Genomic DNA, 17,933 nt, shown 5'->3' on the forward strand with positions numbered 1-17,933 from the left:
ACAGAGGGCCGAAGCTGCTCATCCGGCCCGTCTGGAAGCAGCGTCGCCGGATGGCAAAAAGGTCACCGTTCCGGGCTCGTTTGGAGGGGCGTTTCGCCATAATCCGGATGGTGCATGATTTGGGTCACGGTTATTGGCAGTTAAGCCGGAACGGTCACTAGACTGGCAAAGGTCTGGGTTCATAGGACACAGAAACTGGTTCGATAGTTGTGCCGTGGCACCTTAGGCGACCAGAGGGAAATCAAACTCATGGAAGAGGCGTATTTCAAGTGCCAGAGCAGCCTAGCCACCGTCTGCCAGAGGAATTTGGTGGGAACGAGTGGCTCGTCGACGAACTGTACGAGCGTTACCAGCAGGACAAGAATACGGTCGATGCCAAGTGGTGGCCCCTGTTCGAATCATTCGACAGCGGCAGCGGTCCATCTTCCAACGGCACGCCGGCCGTGACGGCACCGGCGGCCAATCCGTCTACCCGCGAACTGCCCGTCGTCACTCCCCCGGCGCCCGCGCAGGCACCGGCATCCGCTACCCCCGCGGCACAGGCGCCTGCGGCAACTCCGGCACCGGCGCCGGCAGCAGCCCCCGCCCAGCCCGCACCCGCCAAGAAGGCTCCCGCTACGGTGGCCCGCGACGGCGCGAAGAAGACCGAGGCGGGCACCGGCGCCCAGCCCATCCCGGCCCAGCTGCCCAAGAACGTCAAGGCTCCGACCGCCCCCGAGGAAGACGTCGTTTCCGTCCTCCGCGGACCGGCCAAGGCCATTGCGTCGAACATGGTCACCAGCCTTGAGGTGCCGACGGCCACCAGCGTCCGCGCGGTTCCGGCCAAGCTCCTGATCGACAACCGCGTTGTCATCAACTCCAACCTGGCCCGCGCCCGCGGCGGCAAGGTCTCCTTCACCCACCTCATCGGCTACGCCGTGGTCCGGGCCCTCTCCCAGTTCCCGTCCATGAATGTGTACTACGACGAGATCGACGGCAAGCCCGTAGCGGTCCAGCCGGCGCATGTGAACTTCGGCATCGCCATCGACATGCCCAAGCCCGACGGCACCCGCCTCCTGATGGTTCCCAACATCAAGAAGGCCGAGACCATGAACTTCGCGGAGTTCTGGCACACCTATGAAGACCTGATCAAGCGCGCCCGCAACGGCAAGCTGACGGCAGACGACCACGCCGGCACCACCGTGTCGCTGACCAACCCGGGCGGCATCGGCACCGTACACTCCGTGCCCCGCCTCTCGAAGGGCCAGGCCGCCATCATCGGCGTCGGCGCCCTCGATTACCCGGCCGAGTGGCAGGGCGCGAGCGAGAAGATCATCGCCCAGAACGCCATCAGCAAGATCCTCACCCTGACCTCCACCTACGACCACCGCGTCATCCAGGGTGCAGGCAGCGGCGAATTCCTCAAGCTCGTCCACTCACTGCTCCTCGGCGCGCAGAACTTCTACGACGAGATCTTCGAAGCCCTCCGCATTCCTTACGAGCCCGTCCGCTGGAGCCCCGACCTGCAGGTCGACCCCGCCGACGAGATCAACAAGGTTGCCCGGATCCAGCAGCTGATCCACTCCTACCGCGTCCGCGGCCACCTCATGGCGGACACCGATCCGCTTGAGTACGTCCAGCGCAAGCACCCGGACCTCGACGTCCTGACCTACGGCCTGACCCTGTGGGACCTGGACCGCGAGTGGCCCACGGGCGGCTTCGGCGGCAAGCCGATGCTCAAGTTCCGCGACATCCTGGGCGTGCTCCGTGACGCCTACTGCCGCACCACCGGCATCGAGTACATGCACATTCAGGATCCGGCCGAGCGCAAGTGGTTCCAGGACCAGCTGGAGCACCCGTACTCCAAGCCCAGCCGCGACGAGCAGCTGCGCATCGTCTCCAAGCTGAACGCCGCAGAGGCCTTCGAGACCTTCCTGCAGACCAAGTTCGTGGGCCAGAAGCGGTTCTCGCTTGAGGGCGGCGAATCGCTGATTCCGCTGCTGGATGCGATCATCTCCGACGCTGCCGACGACGCACTGGACGAGGTTGCGATCGGCATGGCCCACCGCGGCCGCCTGAACGTGCTGACCAACATCGCCGGCAAGACCTACGCCCAGGTGTTCCGCGAATTCGAAGGGACCCAGGACCCGCGCTCCGTGCAGGGCTCCGGCGACGTCAAGTACCACCTCGGCACCGAGGGCACGTTCACGTCGGACAACGGCAAGGAGACCAAGGTCTACCTCGCCGCCAACCCGTCCCACCTCGAGGCCGTTGACTCGGTCCTGGAGGGCATCGTCCGCGCCAAGCAGGACCGCCTGGACCAGGGCCAGTCGTTCCCCGTGCTGCCCATCATGGTCCACGGTGACGCTGCCTTCGCCGGCCAGGGTGTTGTGGCGGAAACGCTCAACCTGTCCCAGCTGCGCGGCTACCGCACCGGCGGAACCATCCACATCGTGGTCAACAACCAGGTCGGCTTCACCACTGCGCCTTCGTCCTCGCGTTCGTCCACGTACTCCACGGACGTCGCCAAGATGATCCAGGCTCCGGTGTTCCATGTGAACGGCGACGACCCCGAGGCAGTTGTCCGCATCGGCCAGCTCGCCTACGAGTTCCGCCAGCGGTTCCACAAGGACGTTGTCATCGACATGGTCTGCTACCGCCGCCGTGGCCACAACGAGGGCGACGACCCCTCGATGACGCAGCCGCTGATGTACAACCTCATCGAGGCCAAGCGCTCCGTCCGCAAGCTCTACACCGAGTCCCTGATCGGCCGCGGTGACATCACCGAGGAAGAAGCCGAGCAGCTGCTCCGCGACTACCAGGAGCGCCTCGAGCGCGTCTTCGCCGAGACGCACGCGGCCCAGACCTCGCCCATTCCGATCATCACTGCCGACTCGGCAGCGGTATCGGACATCGAGCGTCCCCAGGCCCAGCAGTCGGACATCGGAACGAACGCCCCGGCGTCGACGGCCATCTCGGCCGACACCCTGGCCCGCATCGGCAAGGCGCACGTGGAGATCCCCGAGGGCTTCACCGTCCACGCCAAGCTCAAGCAGCTGCTGGAGAAGCGTGAACAGATGTCCCGTGAAGGCGGCATTGACTGGGGCTTCGGCGAAATCGCGGCCTTCGGTTCGCTGATCATGGAAGGCGTCCCGGTCCGCCTCGCCGGCCAGGACTCCCGGCGCGGCACGTTCGTGCAGCGCCACGCCGTGTTCCACGACCGCGCCAACGGCAACGAGTGGCTGCCGCTGGGCAACCTGTCGGACAACCAGGCCAAGCTCTGGATCTACGACTCCCTGCTGTCCGAGTACGCGGCCATGGGCTTCGAATACGGCTACTCCGTGGAGCGGCCCGACGCCCTGGTCCTGTGGGAGGCGCAGTTCGGTGACTTCGTCAACGGCGCGCAGACCATCATCGATGAGTTCATCTCGTCCGCCGAGCAGAAGTGGGGCCAGCGCTCGTCGCTCGTGCTGATGCTTCCGCACGGCTACGAAGGACAGGGCCCGGACCACTCCTCGGCCCGGATCGAACGCTTCCTGCAGCTGTGTGCCGAGGAAAACATCATCGTCGCCAACCCGACGACGGCGGCCTCGCACTTCCACCTGCTGCGCCGCCAGGCCTACAGCCGGCCCCGCAAGCCGCTCATCATCTTCACGCCGAAGCAGCTGCTGCGCCTCAAGGCCGCCGCTTCGTCCGTGGAGGACTTCACCACCGGCGGTTTCCGCCCGGTGATCGCCGAGCACGAGCTGCTGAGGGCGGAGGACGTCGAGCGCGTACTCCTGGTCTCCGGCCGCCTGTACTACGATCTGCTGTCCACGCGGCAGAAGACAGGCGACAAGTCGACGGCGATCATCCGCGTCGAGCAGCTGTACCCGCTGCCGCAGGAGGAGATCGAAGCCGAACTGGCCAAGTACCCGAACGCGGAAGTTGTGTGGGCGCAGGATGAGCCCGCCAACCAGGGTCCGTGGCCCTTCATGGGTCTGCACCTGCCCACCGCACTGGACCGGAAGGTGCGCCTGGTTTCCCGCCCGGCTTCGGCTTCCACCGCGGCCGGCTCCATGAAGCGCCACGCTGCGGAGCAGGACGCGCTCCTGAAGCAGGCTTTCGCCCGTAAGTAGCAGAACAGCTGCCCGGCCGGACGGTGACATACCGTTCCAGCCGGGCAGTTCTGTTTAATCGGCGTGAGTTAATAGACCTTTAGCGTTGGCACGTAAACGGTCCGTGTCCGGGACACGCCCTCCCAACAAGTGAAGAGGTAGTAGTGGAAGACAGGAAGCTGCGAATTGCAGCTGTTGGAGATGAACTGCTCGCCGGGCTCGGCGATCCCCGGGCGCTGGGGTGGCTGGGCCGGGTGCTCGCCCGCACTCCGCAGGACGGCATGACGGTGGAGAGCTTTTCCCTTCCGTGCCCGCAGGAAGGCACCGAGGGCCTGTCAGCCCGCTGGCTGGAGGAGGCCGGCCGCAGGTTCAGCGATCTGCACGAGAACCGCCTGGTCATCGGGCTTTCCGGCCGGGACATAGAGTTTGGGCTGTCCACCGCCCGGAGCAGGCTCAATCTCGCCAACATCCTGGATTCAGCCACCCAGAAGCGGCTTGAGGTCTTCGTCGTCGGCCCGCCGCCAACACTCGATCCCGTGCAGAACCGCCGCCTCGGAGAGCTGAACACCGCCTTCGCCGACGTGACCACCCGGCGCAAGCACCTCTACGTGGACACCTTTTCGCCGCTCCTGAATCATGAGCAGTGGCGCCAGGACCTTGCAGCCAACGGAGGCACCCCCGGCCAGGCCGGCTACGGCCTGATGGCGTGGCTGGTCCTGCACCGGGGCTGGTTCCAGTGGCTCGGCATGGAGGCGCCGGAGTAGGAAGGCCATTCACGATATATCTTGATCTTCGCGCGCCCTCGGCGTAGCGTGTCTTCCACAGTCACGATATATCGCAAGTGGAGGAACCATGGAAGAGAATTCCTGGACCGTCACCGGTCCGCAGACCATAGAGGTCGACGGCGTTTCGCACCTCAAGGTGGGCATCGTCCGGGGCAGGTTTGACGTCGTCACCCACGACGAGCCTGCCGTCCGGATCGAGGTGTCGGAGGTCCACGGCGACCCCCTGGCGGTCTCAGTCACCGGCGGCCGCCTGGAAGTGCGCCACCAGCTGCACGGACCCCAGGGCTGGTTCAAGAACCTGATGGGTTCAGTCAACAACAGCAGCAACAACTCCGCGCTCATCAGCATCGCCGTTCCTGCCGGCGTCGAGGTCGAGGCCGGCACCGTCAGCGGCGACGGACTGGTCTCCGGCATCCACGGCCGGACCCGGCTGAGCACCGTGACCGGTTCGCTCCTGGCCGACGGGACCTCCGGCGACCTGCATGTGAACACCGTCAGCGGCGAAGTGATCGCCCGCAACCACAGCGGCGTCCTCACGGCCAAGAGCGTCTCGGGCGAGGTCACGGCCTCCGGCCAGTTCAGCAACATCCGGGCCAATACCGTCAGCGGCGACATGAGCTTCGACCTGCACGGCTTCACCCACGACTTCGGCGCGAACTCGGTGTCCGGCGACCTCACAGTCCGCGTCCCGCATGACGTTGGCGTGGACATCGTGGCCCAGTCCGCCAGCGGGCCGGTGGTCATCGACGACCGGAAATACGGCCACCCCGGCGGCAAGGTTCAGACCATCTCGGGCCCGGACGCCAAACTCATGCTGGTCCGCACCAACTCGGTTTCCGGGAAGACGTCCATCTTCCACGGCCAGGCGCCGGCGGCCACGGAACCGACGCTCTGATGCCTCCCGTCTTTGCCCACGGCGCCCTGCGGCTGTATCTGCTGGCGCTGCTCGAATCGGGCCCCAAGCATGGATATGAACTCATCAAGGCCCTCAGCGACCGGTTCGGCGGCACCTACTCCCCCAGCGCCGGCACCATCTATCCGCGTCTGGGCAAGCTGGAGGAGGAAGGCCTGGTGGCCACGGAATCCCAGGGCCGCCGCACCAACTACCGCATTACCGCCGCGGGCCTGGCTGAACTGAACAGCCGGCGCGGGGAGGTGGAGACCGTGGAGAACGACATTGCGGCATCCGTCCGCCGGCTCGCCGACGACCTCCGCGCCGACATCCGCAGCAACATGCGCGGGCTGCGCGCGGACCTGGCGGCCACGGCGGAAGCGGCCCGCACGGCCGCCAGGTCGGCGGACGCGGCGGCCCAGGGCCGCTTCACGGCGGAGGGGCAGCGCATGCTCAAGGAGGCGGAGATGCTGCTGCAGGGGTTCCGTGACGACATGCGCGCGGAGCTGCGCCTGCAATCCAGTGCCCGGCCCATGACTCCAGTGGCCCTCGAAACGGTACGGACAGTCCTGGACCAGGCCCGAGTCGCGATCCGTAACTCGTTGTAGGCAGACCATCGCTGCCGCCAGTTCGCGGCCTGTCCGCCGATATGGGAGACTGGAGGGCAACTCTTTTGGGTAACGAGATTAAGGAGGCCAGCTATGAGCAAGCGTGCACGTAAGCGTCGTGACCGTAAGCGTGGCGGCGCGAACCACGGGAAGCGCCCCAACACCTAAGCCACGGCTTGAACCGAAGCTTAAACACGATGCCCCCGCTACCGGCAAGGTAGCGGGGGCATCGCGTTTAAGAGCGGCAATCCCGTCAGGCGTCCACCGGCCGAATCGCGTGGATCCGCTGGAGGATGGCGTTCTTCAGGTTTTCCGGAGCAGCCTCGGTACAGGAGCGCTTCACCACTTTCCGAATGACGCACTCCAGGTCGTACTGCTGGCTGCATTCGGGGCACTCGTCCAGGTGCTGCTTGATCTCCGCAAGGTCACTGCGGGTCAAGGCCCCGTCCAGATACTCGTAGATGCGCTGCATCCTGGTGTCATCGCAGTCGCCCAATCCCTGGCAGTCGCTCATTTCCCGCTCTCCTGATTGTTGCCTTCGGCTGCCGTCGAGACGTCCGCAGCAGCTTTGAATCCCCGGTCGGCGGCGTAGTCCGCCAGCATGTCCCGCAGCATCTTCCGGCCCCGGTGGAGCCGGGACATCACAGTGCCGATGGGGGTGTTCATGATGTCTGATATTTCCTTGTAAGCGAAACCCTCGACGTCCGCGAAGTACACGGCAAGCCGGAACTCCTCCGGAATGGCCTGCAGGGCCCGCTTGACGTCCGAGTCGGGCAGGTGGTCCAACGCCTCGGCCTCGGCAGACCGCAGACCGCTGGAGGTATGGGATTCGGCACGGGCAAGCTGCCAGTCCTCGATGGTGTCCGAATTGGACTGCAGGGGCTCCCGCTGGCGCTTCCTGTACAGGTTGATGTAGGTGTTCGTCAGGATCCTGTACAGCCAGGCCTTCAGGTTGGTGCCGGGCTTGTACTGATGGAACGCCGAGAACGCCTTGGTGTACGCCTCCTGCACGAGGTCCTCGGCATCGGCCGGGTTCCGCGCCATGCGCATGGCCGCCGAATACAGCTGGTCCACGTACTGCATGGCGTCACGCTCGAACCGGGCCCGGCGCGCTTCGGCGCTCTCCGAGCCGACGTCGATATCCTCTGCCGCTTCAGCGGCGGGTGACGTGCCATTCTCCGGGATGCCGTTGGCGGCGTCCTCCTGTGCGGCCTGTACGGCCGGATCCACGGTGCTCATTGCCTTCAAGTCTACTTTGATCGGCACCGGCCGCCCTTGACGGCGTGCCGTGCCATAGTCCTGCCCAACGAAGCCGTCCGGCCCGGGGAAGGAACGACCCGCCTCCAGTGCCTCGGCTTCGGGCACCACGAAAGGCCCCATTCTGGCGGGACTTCGCACCCCCACAGCTTCCTTCACCAAAGTCAATGCTCCATCTCCACTCCGCTTGCTAAGACCCTCTTGAAAACCCGCTGGAAGACCCGCGTCCGTACGGCGGTCCGCGCTCCTGCCGGTTCCGGCCATGCCCCAGCCGCCGCTGAACACCGGAAACCTCACACGTACGGTGTTTCCGGCCAAAGAGCACAACGACGCGCGGTGGGCAAATATTCCGCAAAGGTGCAAGACTAGAACCGACTCCGCCGCGGCCACCGCGGCTCGGCCATCCAGGAGGAAATTCATGTCCTTTGTCCGCTTTTTTGCCCGGCCGATGCTGGCCTCAAGTTTCATCCTCGCCGGCACGGACAAGCTCAGGAATGCGGACGACACCGCGCAGCAACTGTCGCCCCTCCTGCGCCGTGCCGCTCAAGCCCTGCCTTTCCAGACCGACGAGAAAGTCCTTGCCCGGATCATCGGAGGCACTCAGATCGGCGCCGGCGTCCTCTTCGCACTCGGCAAATCAGCCCGGCTGGCCGCCTCGGTCCTGGCGGTGATCTCCGCATTGAACGCCTTCGTTGAATGGCGCAGCGCCGACATCAGCAGCAAGGAGGGCCGGGAAGCACGCCGGAACCAGCTGCTCAAGAACATCACCCTCACCGGCGGAGTGCTGCTGGCCTCCGTGGACACGGCCGGCAAGCCCAGCCTGGCGTGGCGCGCCGAGCACCTGGCCGCCGACGCGCGGAAGACCGCCGGCCACCTCGCCGCCGACGCACGCAAGAGCACCGGCAAGACGCTCCACAGCGCCGACAAGGCAGTCCGCAAGGCCGACAAGGCAGTCCGCCGGGCCGTTGACCACGCGGTGGGGGCATAAGCGGGAATGACTGCATCACCCATGGGCACGTCCGCTGAAAACTCCGGCGCTGCTCCGCACTGGCCCGCGCCGTTCGCCGAGCAGCCGGTTGACGCCACCGTCCGCGTGCCGGGCTCAAAGTCGCTCACCAACAGGTACCTGGTGCTCGCCGCGCTGGCCGACGGCCCCTCCCGGCTCCGGGCACCGCTGCACTCCCGGGATTCCGCGCTCATGATCGCGGCACTGCGCCAGCTCGGCGCGGACATCCGGGAGGTCCCCGGCGACGGCGCCTTCGGCCCTGACTTGGAGGTGACGCCGATTCCGGCCAACACCGGCGGTGCGGACGTCGCCGTCGACTGTGGCCTGGCCGGGACCGTCATGCGGTTCGTGCCGCCGTTGGCGGCCCTGCGCAGCGGCGCCACTGTTTTCGACGGCGACCCCCATGCCCGGGAGCGGCCGATGGGGACCATCATCGACGCCCTCTCAGCCCTCGGGGTAGCCGTAACCGGCGACGACGGCGGGACGCCGGCCTCGCTGCCGTTCCGCGTCGAAGGTTCGGGCCAGGTCCGCGGCGGGCACCTGGTCATTGACGCCAGCGCATCCTCCCAGTTCGTCTCCGCCCTGCTGCTGGTGGGGGCACGGTTCGCGGACGGCCTCCACCTGGAGCATTCGGGCAGCACGGTTCCGAGCCTGGACCACATCAACATGACCATCGCGGTACTGCGCGGAGCGGGCGTGGCGGTGGATGACTCCACGCCCAACCACTGGATTGTCAGCCCCGGCCCCATCCGTGCCTTTGACCAGCGCATCGAACAGGACCTGTCCAATGCCGGTCCGTTCCTGGCTGCGGCGCTTGCCACCGGCGGTACCGTACGCATCCCGGACTGGCCCGAGCACACCACGCAGGTGGGCGACATGTGGCGCAGCATCCTTACCGACATGGGGGCCACGGTCACCCTGGCAGACGGCACCCTGACGGTGACCGGCGGCAGTGAGATCAAGGGCGCGGACTTCGCCGAAACCAGCGAGCTGGCGCCGACGGTCGCCGCGCTCTGCGCCCTGGCCTCCGGCCCTTCGCGGCTGAGCGGCATCGCCCACCTCCGCGGACATGAAACGGACCGGCTGGCCGCGCTCGTCACGGAGATCACCCGCCTCGGCGGTGATGCCGAGGAAACCGCCGACGGGCTCATCATCCGGCCCGCGGAACTGCACGCCGGCACCGTGCACAGCTACGCGGACCACCGGATGGCCACCGCCGGAGCCATCCTCGGGCTGGCGGTCAGGGGCGTGGAAGTGCAGGACATCGCCACTACGTCCAAAACCATGCCCGACTTCCCCAAACTGTGGACGGACATGCTCGGCCAGCGGAGCAGTGCCGTTACCAACACCGCGGGGACCACCGGTGGCACGCAGCACTGACTCCTGGGACGAATCCGACGTCCGGATCCGGCCGAACAAAAAGGGTTCCCGGCCCCGGACGAAGGACCGACCCAGCCACGAGGATGCCGTCACCGGACGGATCATCACCGTTGACCGCGGCCGCTACACGGCCGTCGTCGGCGAGGACTCCGGGCACGAGCGGACGGTCATTGCCGCCCGCGCCCGGGAGCTGCGACGTTCCCCCGTGGTGGCCGGCGACTTCGTCTCCCTGGTGGGCGATGTGTCCGGAGCCCCGGACACCCTCGCCCGGCTCGTGAAAATCCAGGACCGCAAGACACTGCTGCGCCGCAGCGCCGACGACACCGATCCCGTGGAACGCGCCGTGGTGGCCAACGCGGACCAGCTCGTGGTGGTTGTCGCCGCCGCCAACCCGGAACCCCGCACCGGCTTCATCGACCGCGCGCTGGTGGCCGCCTACGACGCCGGGATCGAGCCGATCCTGCTCGTCACCAAGGCGGACGTCAAGGACCCTACGGAGCTGCTGGGCAACTACCGCCACCTCGACTTTCCGGTGATCATCAGCCGCACCGCAGATTCCGAGGCGTCCGGCATCGACGCCCGGTCCGACGACGGCCTCTCCGCCCGGCTCGACGTTGCCGCCGTCTCCGACCTCCGGGCCCACCTGGACGGGAAGGTGACGGTGATGCTGGGCCATTCCGGCGTCGGAAAATCCACCATGGTCAATGCACTGACCGGCGCCGAACGAGCTACCGGCGGCGTGAACGCGGTGACGGGCCGCGGGCGGCACACGTCGTCGTCGGCCCTTGCCCTCAAGCTGGCCGACGCCCCGGTGGGGAGCTGGATCATCGACACTCCGGGCATCCGCTCGTTCGGGCTGGCGCACGTCGACCCCGACCGCATCCTGCACTCCTTCCCCGACCTTGAGCCGGGCACCGAGGCCTGCGAACGCGGCTGCAAACACGATTCCACCGCCGTTAACTGCGGCGTGGATGCCTGGGTCGAGGCCGGCCACGCCGGCCCTTCGGGAGCAGCCAGGCTCGCGTCCCTGCGCCGCCTGCTGGGCACTGACCCGCGCGCGGAGGCCCAGGAAACCAAGGAACTCGGCACCGTAGGCTAGCCTCCCCGGCGCCGCCCGGCCGTTGCCTCCCCGCCCCGCCGGGCCTTTGAGGGTAGTTTGGAACCATGACCCAACCCGCTTCAACGTACAACGATGACCTGCGTCTGGCCCATGTGCTGGCCGATTCCGTGGACGACCAGACCATGAGCCGGTTCAAGGCGCTGGACCTTCAGATCGAGACGAAGCCAGATCTGACGCCGGTCACCGATGCGGACAAGGCCGCCGAGGAGTCGATCCGCGGCCAGCTGTCCCGATCCCGTCCCCGCGACGCCGTCCTCGGTGAGGAGTTCGGCAGTTCCGGCCACGGTTCCCGCCGCTGGATCATCGACCCCATCGACGGCACCAAGAACTTTGTCCGCGGGGTGCCGGTGTGGGCCACGCTGATCGCCCTCGTCGACGAGGGCGAACCGGTGGTGGGCGTCGTCAGCGCCCCTGCGCTGGGCAAGCGCTGGTGGGCGGCCAAAGGCGCCGGCGCCTACTCGGGCCGCTCCCTCGCGGCCGCCACGCGGCTGAAGGTTTCCAATGTGTCCAGCCTTGCCGACGCCTCACTGTCCTACTCCAGCCTCGGCGGCTGGAAGGACCGCGGCAACCTTGACGAGTTCCTCCAGCTCACGGAGGATGTGTGGCGCACCCGCGCCTTCGGCGACTTCTGGTCCTACTGCATGGTGGCCGAAGGGGCAGTGGACATCGCCTGCGAACCGGAACTGAACCTGTACGACATGGCGGCGCTGGTGCCGATCGTGACGGAGGCAGGCGGGCGGTTCACCTCCCTCGAAGGCACCGACGGACCGTTCGGCGGCAACGCGCTGGCCACCAACTCGATCCTGCACTCGGAAGTCCTGAAGCGGCTGAACCCGCAGCTGGACGACCTGCTCTGACACTGAACATTACGACGGCGGCCGCCCACTTTAGGGGGCGGCCGCCGTCGTTTCTTCGGCAGAACGCCGAATATCCAGCCCGCGTAATAATCCGCTTAACATTTTGACCGGCTTTTTCATCGCCTGTCCGGATGTCCTAGTCTCGTAACAGGTCACGAGTGCCAGCGCTAAACCCCGGTTAGCTGGCCGGCAACCCTCCATTCGCGGTGGGGTGCCCCGGGTGACGACCAGGCCGATCCGGAACGGACCCGGCAAGCGCGGATCCCCGTCACACGGGGTCCTTTTCTCAGTGAGGTCCCATGACGACTGCCATCATTTCTTCCACCGACGCCGATGTGCTGGACGGCCGGTTTGTCGCCGCCGGCCGCCCCCTGGCCGCCGTCACGGGCGCAGAAATCCAGGCTCCGCTGATCCAGGGCGGCCACATCCGCTACGCCAACCTCGACTATGGCGCCTCCGCGCCTGCGCTGTCGGTCGTTTCCGCATACCTCAACGAGATCCTGCCGTACTACGCCAGCGTGCACCGCGGCGCCGGCTATGCCTCGCAGATCAGCACCTCCGTATACGAGAACTCACGGAACGTCGTGCGGGAGTTCGTGGGCGGCCGCGCCGATGACGCCGTCATCTTCACCCGGAACACCACCGACTCCCTGAACCTCCTGGCCGGCTGCCTGCCGGTGGAGGACCACCACCACACCGGCGAAGTGCTGTACCTGGACATAGAGCACCACGCCAACCTGCTGCCGTGGCAGGGCGTGCCGCACCGCAGCGTGGTGGCATCGGAAACGCTGGAGGCCACCATCGGCAGCCTGCGTGCCGAACTGCAGCACGGCGATATCAGCCTCCTCGCCGTCACCGGCGCCTCCAACGTCACCGGCGAAATCCTCCCGATCCGCCGCCTCGCCGCGCTGGCCCATGAATACGGCGCCCGGATCGTGGTGGACGCCGCCCAGCTCGCACCGCACCGCCGTGTTAACATCGCCGCGGACGACGTCGACTACCTCGCCTTCTCCGGCCACAAGCTCTACGCCCCCTTCGGGGCCGGCGTCCTCGTTGGCCGCCCCGACTGGCTCGACGCCGGCACCCCCCACCTCGCGGGCGGCGGCGCCGTGAGCGAGGCCAGGCTCGACGGCGTCAGCTGGGCCACCGGCCCCGCCCGCCACGAGGGGGGCTCACCGAACGTCCTCGGCGCAGCCACCCTTGCCCGCGCGACCCAGGTCATCGCTGCCCTCGACCCGCAGAGCTGGCACGCCCACGAAGCCGCCATCCGGTCCTTCCTCGTCGAGGGGCTGCGCCGGATCGACGGCGTCACCGTCCACCAGATCTTCGAGGACAGCAACCCGGATGACGCCATCGGCGTGGTCAACTTCTCCGTGGAGGGTTACGACGCCGGTTTGGTGGCCGCCTACCTGTCGGCCGAACACGGCGTGGGCCTGCGCGACGGCCGCTTCTGCGCGCACCCGCTGCTGAAGCGCCTCGGCCTGCCGTCCGGTTCGCTGCGCGCCAGCTTCGGCGTGGGATCACGGCTCGAGGACGCCCAGCGGCTGCTCGCCGGCATCGAGGAGCTCCGCCGCTCCGGCCTGGGCTGGGACTACGTGGTGGACGCCGGGCGCTGGGTTCCGGCGAACGACGCCCGCACCTACCCCGACTGGGCACCCAACACGCCCGGCACCGCCGGCGCCGCACCGTGTGTCCAGGACTGATCGGTACTCAGGACTAAGCACCTCTCGCTCTCCGTACGGTAAATTCGAAAGGTAATTTTCGACGTCGGCCTAAGGAGACTGTGCGTGGCACGGGGCGGTCCCAAACTTCATCACGGGCGGCGGCAGGAGCTGGGGCAAAGCTTCCAGGACGGCGGCGAGCACTACCACCGCGTCCGTCCCGGCTACCCGGACGACTCCGCGGACTGGCTCATTCCAGCCGGGGCCCGTACCGCGGCTGACGTCGGCGCGGGAACGGGCAAATTCACCGCCCTGCTGGTGGACCGGGGGCTCGCCGTCAGCGCCGTGGACCCTTCCCTGGACATGCTGGACCAGCTTAGCCGCATGTACCCCGGGGTCCATGCTCTGGCGGGCACCGCGGAGGAAACAGGACTTCCCGAGGCGGCGTTCGACGTCGTCAGCGTTGCCCAGGCGTGGCACTGGTGCGATCCGCTGCGGGCCAGCACCGAAATTTCCCGCATCCTCAAGCCCCATGGCGTGCTTGGCCTGATCTGGAACCAGTTGGACACATCCGTGCCCTGGGTGCACCGGCTGTCCCGCATCATGCATGCCGGGGACGTCCACAAACCGGACTTCCGCCCGAAGATCGGCCCGGAATTCACGTCGCTGGAAAGCCACCTGACACGGTGGGAGGATCCGGTCACCCCGGACGACATCCTCGAACTGGCAAAATCCCGCAGTTATTACCTCGCGGCCAACGACGCCACCCGGGCAAAGGTGACCGGCAACCTGGCCTGGTACCTGCACGAGCATCTCGGCCATGCCCAGGGCGAGGTCCTCCAGCTCCCCTACCTCACCCAGACGTGGCGGGCGGTCAAGGCCGAACGCCGGAGTGGCAGCAGGTAGGCTTGAAGCTGTGAAGACCAGTACGCCCTCCTCCTCGATCGAGGACTACGTTAAGGTCATCTATTCCTTCACGGAATGGCAGGACAAGCCCATCACCTCCACCCAGCTTGCACAGCGGCTCGGCGTGGCCAATTCCTCGGTCTCCGAGATGGTGCGCAAGCTCAAGGACCAGGGCCTCGTCCTCCACAAGCCCTACAGCGCCATCACGCTCACGCCGCAGGGTGTCCGGCTTGCCCTTTCCATGGTCCGGCGGCACCGGCTGATTGAAACGTACCTGGTCAAGGACCTCGGTTACAGCTGGGACGAAGTCCACGACGAGGCCGAACAGCTGGAGCATGCGGTCTCGGATACCTTCATTGAGCGGCTGGCGGCCCGGCTCGGCAACCCGTCCCGGGACCCGCACGGCGACCCCATCCCCGCGGCCGACGGAACAGTCCGGATGCCGTCGGCCCACCGGATGATCGAGCTCGACGACGGCCACACCGGCCGGATCACGCGGATCAGCGACGAGAACCCGGAACTGCTGCGCTACCTCGCCGCGGAACGGATCAGCCTCGACGCCGACGTCGAAGTGCGCGGCCGCAAGCCCTTCGGCGGCGCACTCGTGGTCCGCATCGGTTCCCCCGGAACCAGCCGCGACGTTGACCTCGCCGACGAAGTGGCCTCCGCGCTCTGGATCCACAGCGATTCCGCACATCCCGGCTGCCGCATGGCCGGCCTGTAGGCACAGGTGCGGGTTCCCCTGGCCGGCCGCACCGGCACCGCGCCCACGACCGGATCCGGCTATGGCTGGCGGGTCTGGACGGCCGTCGCCGTCGGCGGACTGCTGGGCACGGAACTCCGGTACGCACTGGGGGTGCTGTTCCCGGACCAGCCGGGAGACCTGCCGTGGGCCACACTGGGCATCAATATCGTGGGAAGCTTCGTGCTGGCAGCCCTCACCACCATCTGGATCGCGCGGCCCCACACCGCGTTCTGGCTCCGCGCCGCCATAGGGCCGGGCGTGCTGGGATCCTTCACCACCTTCTCCGCCGTCGTCTTTTCCACGGACCAGCTGACCCGCGCCGAATTCCCTGCCGTGGGGCTTCTCTACCTCGGACTGTCCGTGGTGCTGGGGCTGGCGGCGGCTGCCGCCGGCTGGCGGACCGGCAAGGCAATCGGCGCTGCCCGCGAGGCTGGACCGTGACGGCGCTGCTCGTGGGTCTCTTCGGCATCGCCGGAGCCCTGCTTCGATTCGCCGTGGATGGCTGGCTGGCCGGCTTCCCGTCGACCCGGCGCCACTGGCCATGGGCTACCCTGCTGGTGAATGTGGCGGGCTCGTTCGTGATTGGGCTGTCCGTGGGCGTCCCTGCAGTCTTCGGCCCCGAATGGCACTCCGCCCTGGCCACCGGGTTCGCCGGCGGGCTGACCACCTTCAGTTCCTGGACCACTGCCACGGTGCGGTTGGCAAGCGAACGGCGCTACCTGGCCGCCGCCGTTAACGTGCTGGCCAATCTGCTGCTGGGGCTGGCGGCGGCCGCGGCGGGAATCGCGGTCATCGGCGGTTAGCCGGCACGGTCAGCCGGCACGGGGTTCCGGATCCCGACGGCGGAGCAGGCCCCACCCAGCAACAGCAGCGCGGCTGTGGCCACCAGCGCACGGTGCAGGCCCGCCGTCGTCAGTTCTGGCCCAACGATAAGGCCGGCAAATGCGATGCACACCAGCCCCGCGATCCTCGAGACCGCGTTGTTCACGGCGGACCCCACACCGGCCTGTTTCTCCGGCACGGATCCCAGGATGGCCGCCGTCAGGGGTGCCACGGTGGCGGCAAGACCGAGGCCGAAGACCAGCTGCCCGGGCAGGATCTGGGTCCAGTAGTTGAGGGTGCCGCCAACGGACAGCGTGAGCAGGAAGCCGGTGGCGCACAGCACGGGCCCGGCGGTCATGAACCAGCGCGGCCCGTACTTGCCGGCGAGCTTCCCAAAGGACGAGGCCAGCAGCATCAGGATCAGCGTCGAGGGCAGCAGCGCAAGGCCTGCGGTGGTCGCCTTCATGCCGCCCACCTGCTGGATATAGATGCCCAGCGCAAAAAAACCGAAGGAAAAACCGCCATAGATGGCGGCCGTGGCGATGTTGCCCCAGCCGAAGTTCCGCACCGTGAACATGCCCAGAGGCAGGAGCGGCGCGGCCGTGCGGGACTCATGGACGAGGAACAGCACCGTGGCCAGGAGGCCGGCGGCCAGCGGCAGCCAGACCTGCGGACTTCCCCAGCCCGCCGTGCCCTGCTCGATCAGCGCGTAGACGGGACCGCCGAGCGCGACGACGGCCAGGAGCGCGCCCGCAATGTCGATCCTGCCGGCAGCATCAGGGACGGCGTCGGCCTTCCGCAGCCTGGCCAGCACGGGCCAGATGACAGCCGCCGGCAGGACATTGACCAAGAAGATGGCCCGCCAGGACAGCAGGTCCACGGACACGCCGCCGATCAGGGGGGCCACGATGGCGGCGCCGCTTGTCCACGCCGACCATTTGCCGATGGCCGCTCCCTGGGCGCCGCTGTCAAAGTGGCTGACGATGAGCGCGAGCGAACTGGGAACGAGCAGCGCTCCGGCCACCCCCTGCAGCCCCCGGCTGACTACCAGCACTTCGCCCGTCCACGCCGCCCCGCAGAGAACCGAGGTCAGGGCGAACCCTGCCAGGCCCCACTGCAGCACACGCACGCGCCCGAAATGGTCCGACAGCGAGCCGGCCGCCAGGATGAGTGCGCCGAGCGTCAGAAGGTAAGCGTCCACCACCCACTGCTGGATGCGGAGACCACCGCCGAGTTCCCTGCCGATGGCGGGCAGCGCCAGGCTGACGACGAAGCTGTCGAGGATCGCCATGAAGGACGCCACGATCGCGACCGTCAATACCTGCCGCTGGAGGCGCGTGGGGGCAGTGGTCTGGCTGGCATCGCTCATGACTTACCGTATCGTGGACTGGATGATCAGCAGACGTGATGCCGCAATTGCCCTGGATGTACCACTGGAAATGGCCCAGCGCCACGGCATTCCCAAGCACCTGACCGAAGCCGAGTTGGGTGACCTGCTGGACAATCCCCCGGCCTGGCTGGTCCAGTCCCGGGCCAATCGGACAGGAAAAAGGCCGGTGTGGGTGCATCTCACCTGCGCGGTCTGCGGGTACGCCGAGGCGGCCAGGCCCAAAAAGTGGTGGCCCGAATTCACGTATGTCGTGTGCGCGCATCACCGCCCCTCCGAAGTCCCTCCGACCGTGCCCGGTTTCGTGCGGAGCGAGTTCGACGGCGTGGGCACCAGGTTCGTGGGCATCGCCGACGTCGCGGGGTAACGGCGGTCCGGGCGGTTACATTTCGGCTGCAACAGGCGTAATTTACGTAGGGAGGGGCACCCTC

The 17,933-nt window shown here is 67.4% G+C and carries 18 protein-coding genes and 1 riboswitch; of the genes, 15 read left to right on the forward strand and 3 right to left on the reverse strand.

Annotated features, from left to right (window positions below; genetic code table 11):
• The first annotated feature begins 269 nt into the window (after positions 1-269).
• The 5 genes from ACFRAH_RS05810 to ACFRAH_RS05830 all read left to right on the forward strand — a co-directional run bounded on the left by ACFRAH_RS05810 (position 270) and on the right by ACFRAH_RS05830 (position 6,529).
• The gene (locus ACFRAH_RS05810; protein WP_377989951.1) at positions 270-4,097 is read left to right on the forward strand and encodes a multifunctional oxoglutarate decarboxylase/oxoglutarate dehydrogenase thiamine pyrophosphate-binding subunit/dihydrolipoyllysine-residue succinyltransferase subunit; all 3,828 of its coding nucleotides are present in this window, start codon (positions 270-272) and stop codon (positions 4,095-4,097) included.
• A gap of 143 nt (positions 4,098-4,240) precedes the next feature.
• Entirely contained in the window at positions 4,241-4,840 is a 600-nt protein-coding gene (locus ACFRAH_RS05815; protein WP_377989952.1) for a GDSL-type esterase/lipase family protein, read from the forward strand.
• A gap of 88 nt (positions 4,841-4,928) precedes the next feature.
• Positions 4,929-5,756, forward strand: coding sequence for a DUF4097 domain-containing protein (locus ACFRAH_RS05820; protein WP_377989953.1), 828 nt, complete (start codon positions 4,929-4,931; stop codon positions 5,754-5,756).
• On the forward strand, positions 5,756-6,361 hold the full coding sequence (locus ACFRAH_RS05825; protein ID WP_377989954.1) for a PadR family transcriptional regulator: 606 nt from the start codon (positions 5,756-5,758) through the stop codon (positions 6,359-6,361). The genes ACFRAH_RS05820 and ACFRAH_RS05825 overlap by 1 nt, the downstream gene beginning before the upstream one ends.
• Positions 6,362-6,454: 93 nt before the next feature.
• Positions 6,455-6,529 carry a 50S ribosomal protein bL37 gene (locus ACFRAH_RS05830; RefSeq protein ID WP_369299106.1) on the forward strand — a complete coding sequence of 25 codons (75 nt, stop codon included), beginning with the start codon at positions 6,455-6,457 and terminating at the stop codon, positions 6,527-6,529.
• An 85-nt stretch (positions 6,530-6,614) separates the two neighbouring features.
• On the opposite strand, the gene rsrA is transcribed toward ACFRAH_RS05830, so the two are convergent.
• Positions 6,615-6,875 (reverse strand): mycothiol system anti-sigma-R factor, encoded by a 261-nt coding sequence (gene rsrA / locus ACFRAH_RS05835; protein WP_377989955.1) that lies wholly within the window; start codon positions 6,873-6,875, stop codon positions 6,615-6,617.
• The gene (locus ACFRAH_RS05840; RefSeq protein ID WP_377989956.1) at positions 6,872-7,600 is read right to left on the reverse strand and encodes a sigma-70 family RNA polymerase sigma factor; all 729 of its coding nucleotides are present in this window, start codon (positions 7,598-7,600) and stop codon (positions 6,872-6,874) included. The genes rsrA and ACFRAH_RS05840 overlap by 4 nt, the downstream gene beginning before the upstream one ends.
• 436 nt (positions 7,601-8,036) lie before the next feature.
• Here ACFRAH_RS05840 and ACFRAH_RS05845 point away from each other — a divergent pair, with 436 nt between their 5' ends.
• The 9 genes from ACFRAH_RS05845 (at position 8,037) to ACFRAH_RS05885 (ending at position 16,096) form a co-directional block, all read left to right on the forward strand.
• Positions 8,037-8,606: a DoxX family protein gene (locus ACFRAH_RS05845; protein WP_377989957.1), complete on the forward strand. Its 570-nt coding sequence runs from the start codon at positions 8,037-8,039 to the stop codon at positions 8,604-8,606.
• Between the two features lie 6 nt (positions 8,607-8,612).
• The gene (gene aroA / locus ACFRAH_RS05850) at positions 8,613-10,004 is read left to right on the forward strand and encodes a 3-phosphoshikimate 1-carboxyvinyltransferase (protein WP_377989958.1); all 1,392 of its coding nucleotides are present in this window, start codon (positions 8,613-8,615) and stop codon (positions 10,002-10,004) included.
• Positions 9,988-11,103: a ribosome small subunit-dependent GTPase A gene (locus ACFRAH_RS05855; protein ID WP_377989959.1), complete on the forward strand. Its 1,116-nt coding sequence runs from the start codon at positions 9,988-9,990 to the stop codon at positions 11,101-11,103. The genes aroA and ACFRAH_RS05855 overlap by 17 nt, the downstream gene beginning before the upstream one ends.
• A gap of 65 nt (positions 11,104-11,168) precedes the next feature.
• Positions 11,169-11,981, forward strand: coding sequence for a histidinol-phosphatase (gene hisN / locus ACFRAH_RS05860; protein ID WP_003804863.1), 813 nt, complete (start codon positions 11,169-11,171; stop codon positions 11,979-11,981).
• A gap of 150 nt (positions 11,982-12,131) precedes the next feature.
• Positions 12,132-12,245, forward strand: a riboswitch (SAM riboswitch).
• Positions 12,246-12,280: 35 nt separating this feature from the next.
• Positions 12,281-13,684, forward strand: coding sequence for an aminotransferase class V-fold PLP-dependent enzyme (locus ACFRAH_RS05865; RefSeq protein ID WP_377989960.1), 1,404 nt, complete (start codon positions 12,281-12,283; stop codon positions 13,682-13,684).
• A gap of 84 nt (positions 13,685-13,768) precedes the next feature.
• Positions 13,769-14,548, forward strand: coding sequence for a class I SAM-dependent methyltransferase (locus ACFRAH_RS05870; protein WP_377989961.1), 780 nt, complete (start codon positions 13,769-13,771; stop codon positions 14,546-14,548).
• 10 nt (positions 14,549-14,558) lie between these two features.
• Complete coding sequence (locus ACFRAH_RS05875) at positions 14,559-15,272, forward strand: metal-dependent transcriptional regulator (protein ID WP_377989962.1); 714 nt, start codon at positions 14,559-14,561, stop codon at positions 15,270-15,272.
• Positions 15,273-15,278: 6 nt separating this feature from the next.
• A complete protein-coding gene (locus tag ACFRAH_RS05880) occupies positions 15,279-15,734 on the forward strand; it encodes a fluoride efflux transporter FluC (RefSeq protein WP_377989963.1) in 456 nt (151 codons plus the stop codon).
• Positions 15,731-16,096: a fluoride efflux transporter FluC gene (locus ACFRAH_RS05885; RefSeq protein WP_377989964.1), complete on the forward strand. Its 366-nt coding sequence runs from the start codon at positions 15,731-15,733 to the stop codon at positions 16,094-16,096. The genes ACFRAH_RS05880 and ACFRAH_RS05885 overlap by 4 nt, the downstream gene beginning before the upstream one ends.
• On the opposite strand, the gene ACFRAH_RS05890 is transcribed toward ACFRAH_RS05885, so the two are convergent.
• Positions 16,093-17,484, reverse strand: coding sequence for an MFS transporter (locus tag ACFRAH_RS05890; RefSeq protein WP_377989965.1), 1,392 nt, complete (start codon positions 17,482-17,484; stop codon positions 16,093-16,095). The genes ACFRAH_RS05885 and ACFRAH_RS05890 overlap by 4 nt on opposite strands.
• 22 nt (positions 17,485-17,506) lie before the next feature.
• On the opposite strand from ACFRAH_RS05890, the gene ACFRAH_RS05895 reads away from it, so the two are divergent.
• The gene (locus ACFRAH_RS05895; protein WP_377990053.1) at positions 17,507-17,869 is read left to right on the forward strand and encodes a hypothetical protein; all 363 of its coding nucleotides are present in this window, start codon (positions 17,507-17,509) and stop codon (positions 17,867-17,869) included.
• Positions 17,870-17,933: the final 64 nt, after the last annotated feature.

Origin of the sequence: Arthrobacter sp. NPDC056727 (assembly GCF_042790555.1) — a bacterium.
In the GTDB taxonomy this organism is placed as follows: Bacteria; Actinomycetota; Actinomycetes; order Actinomycetales; family Micrococcaceae; genus Arthrobacter.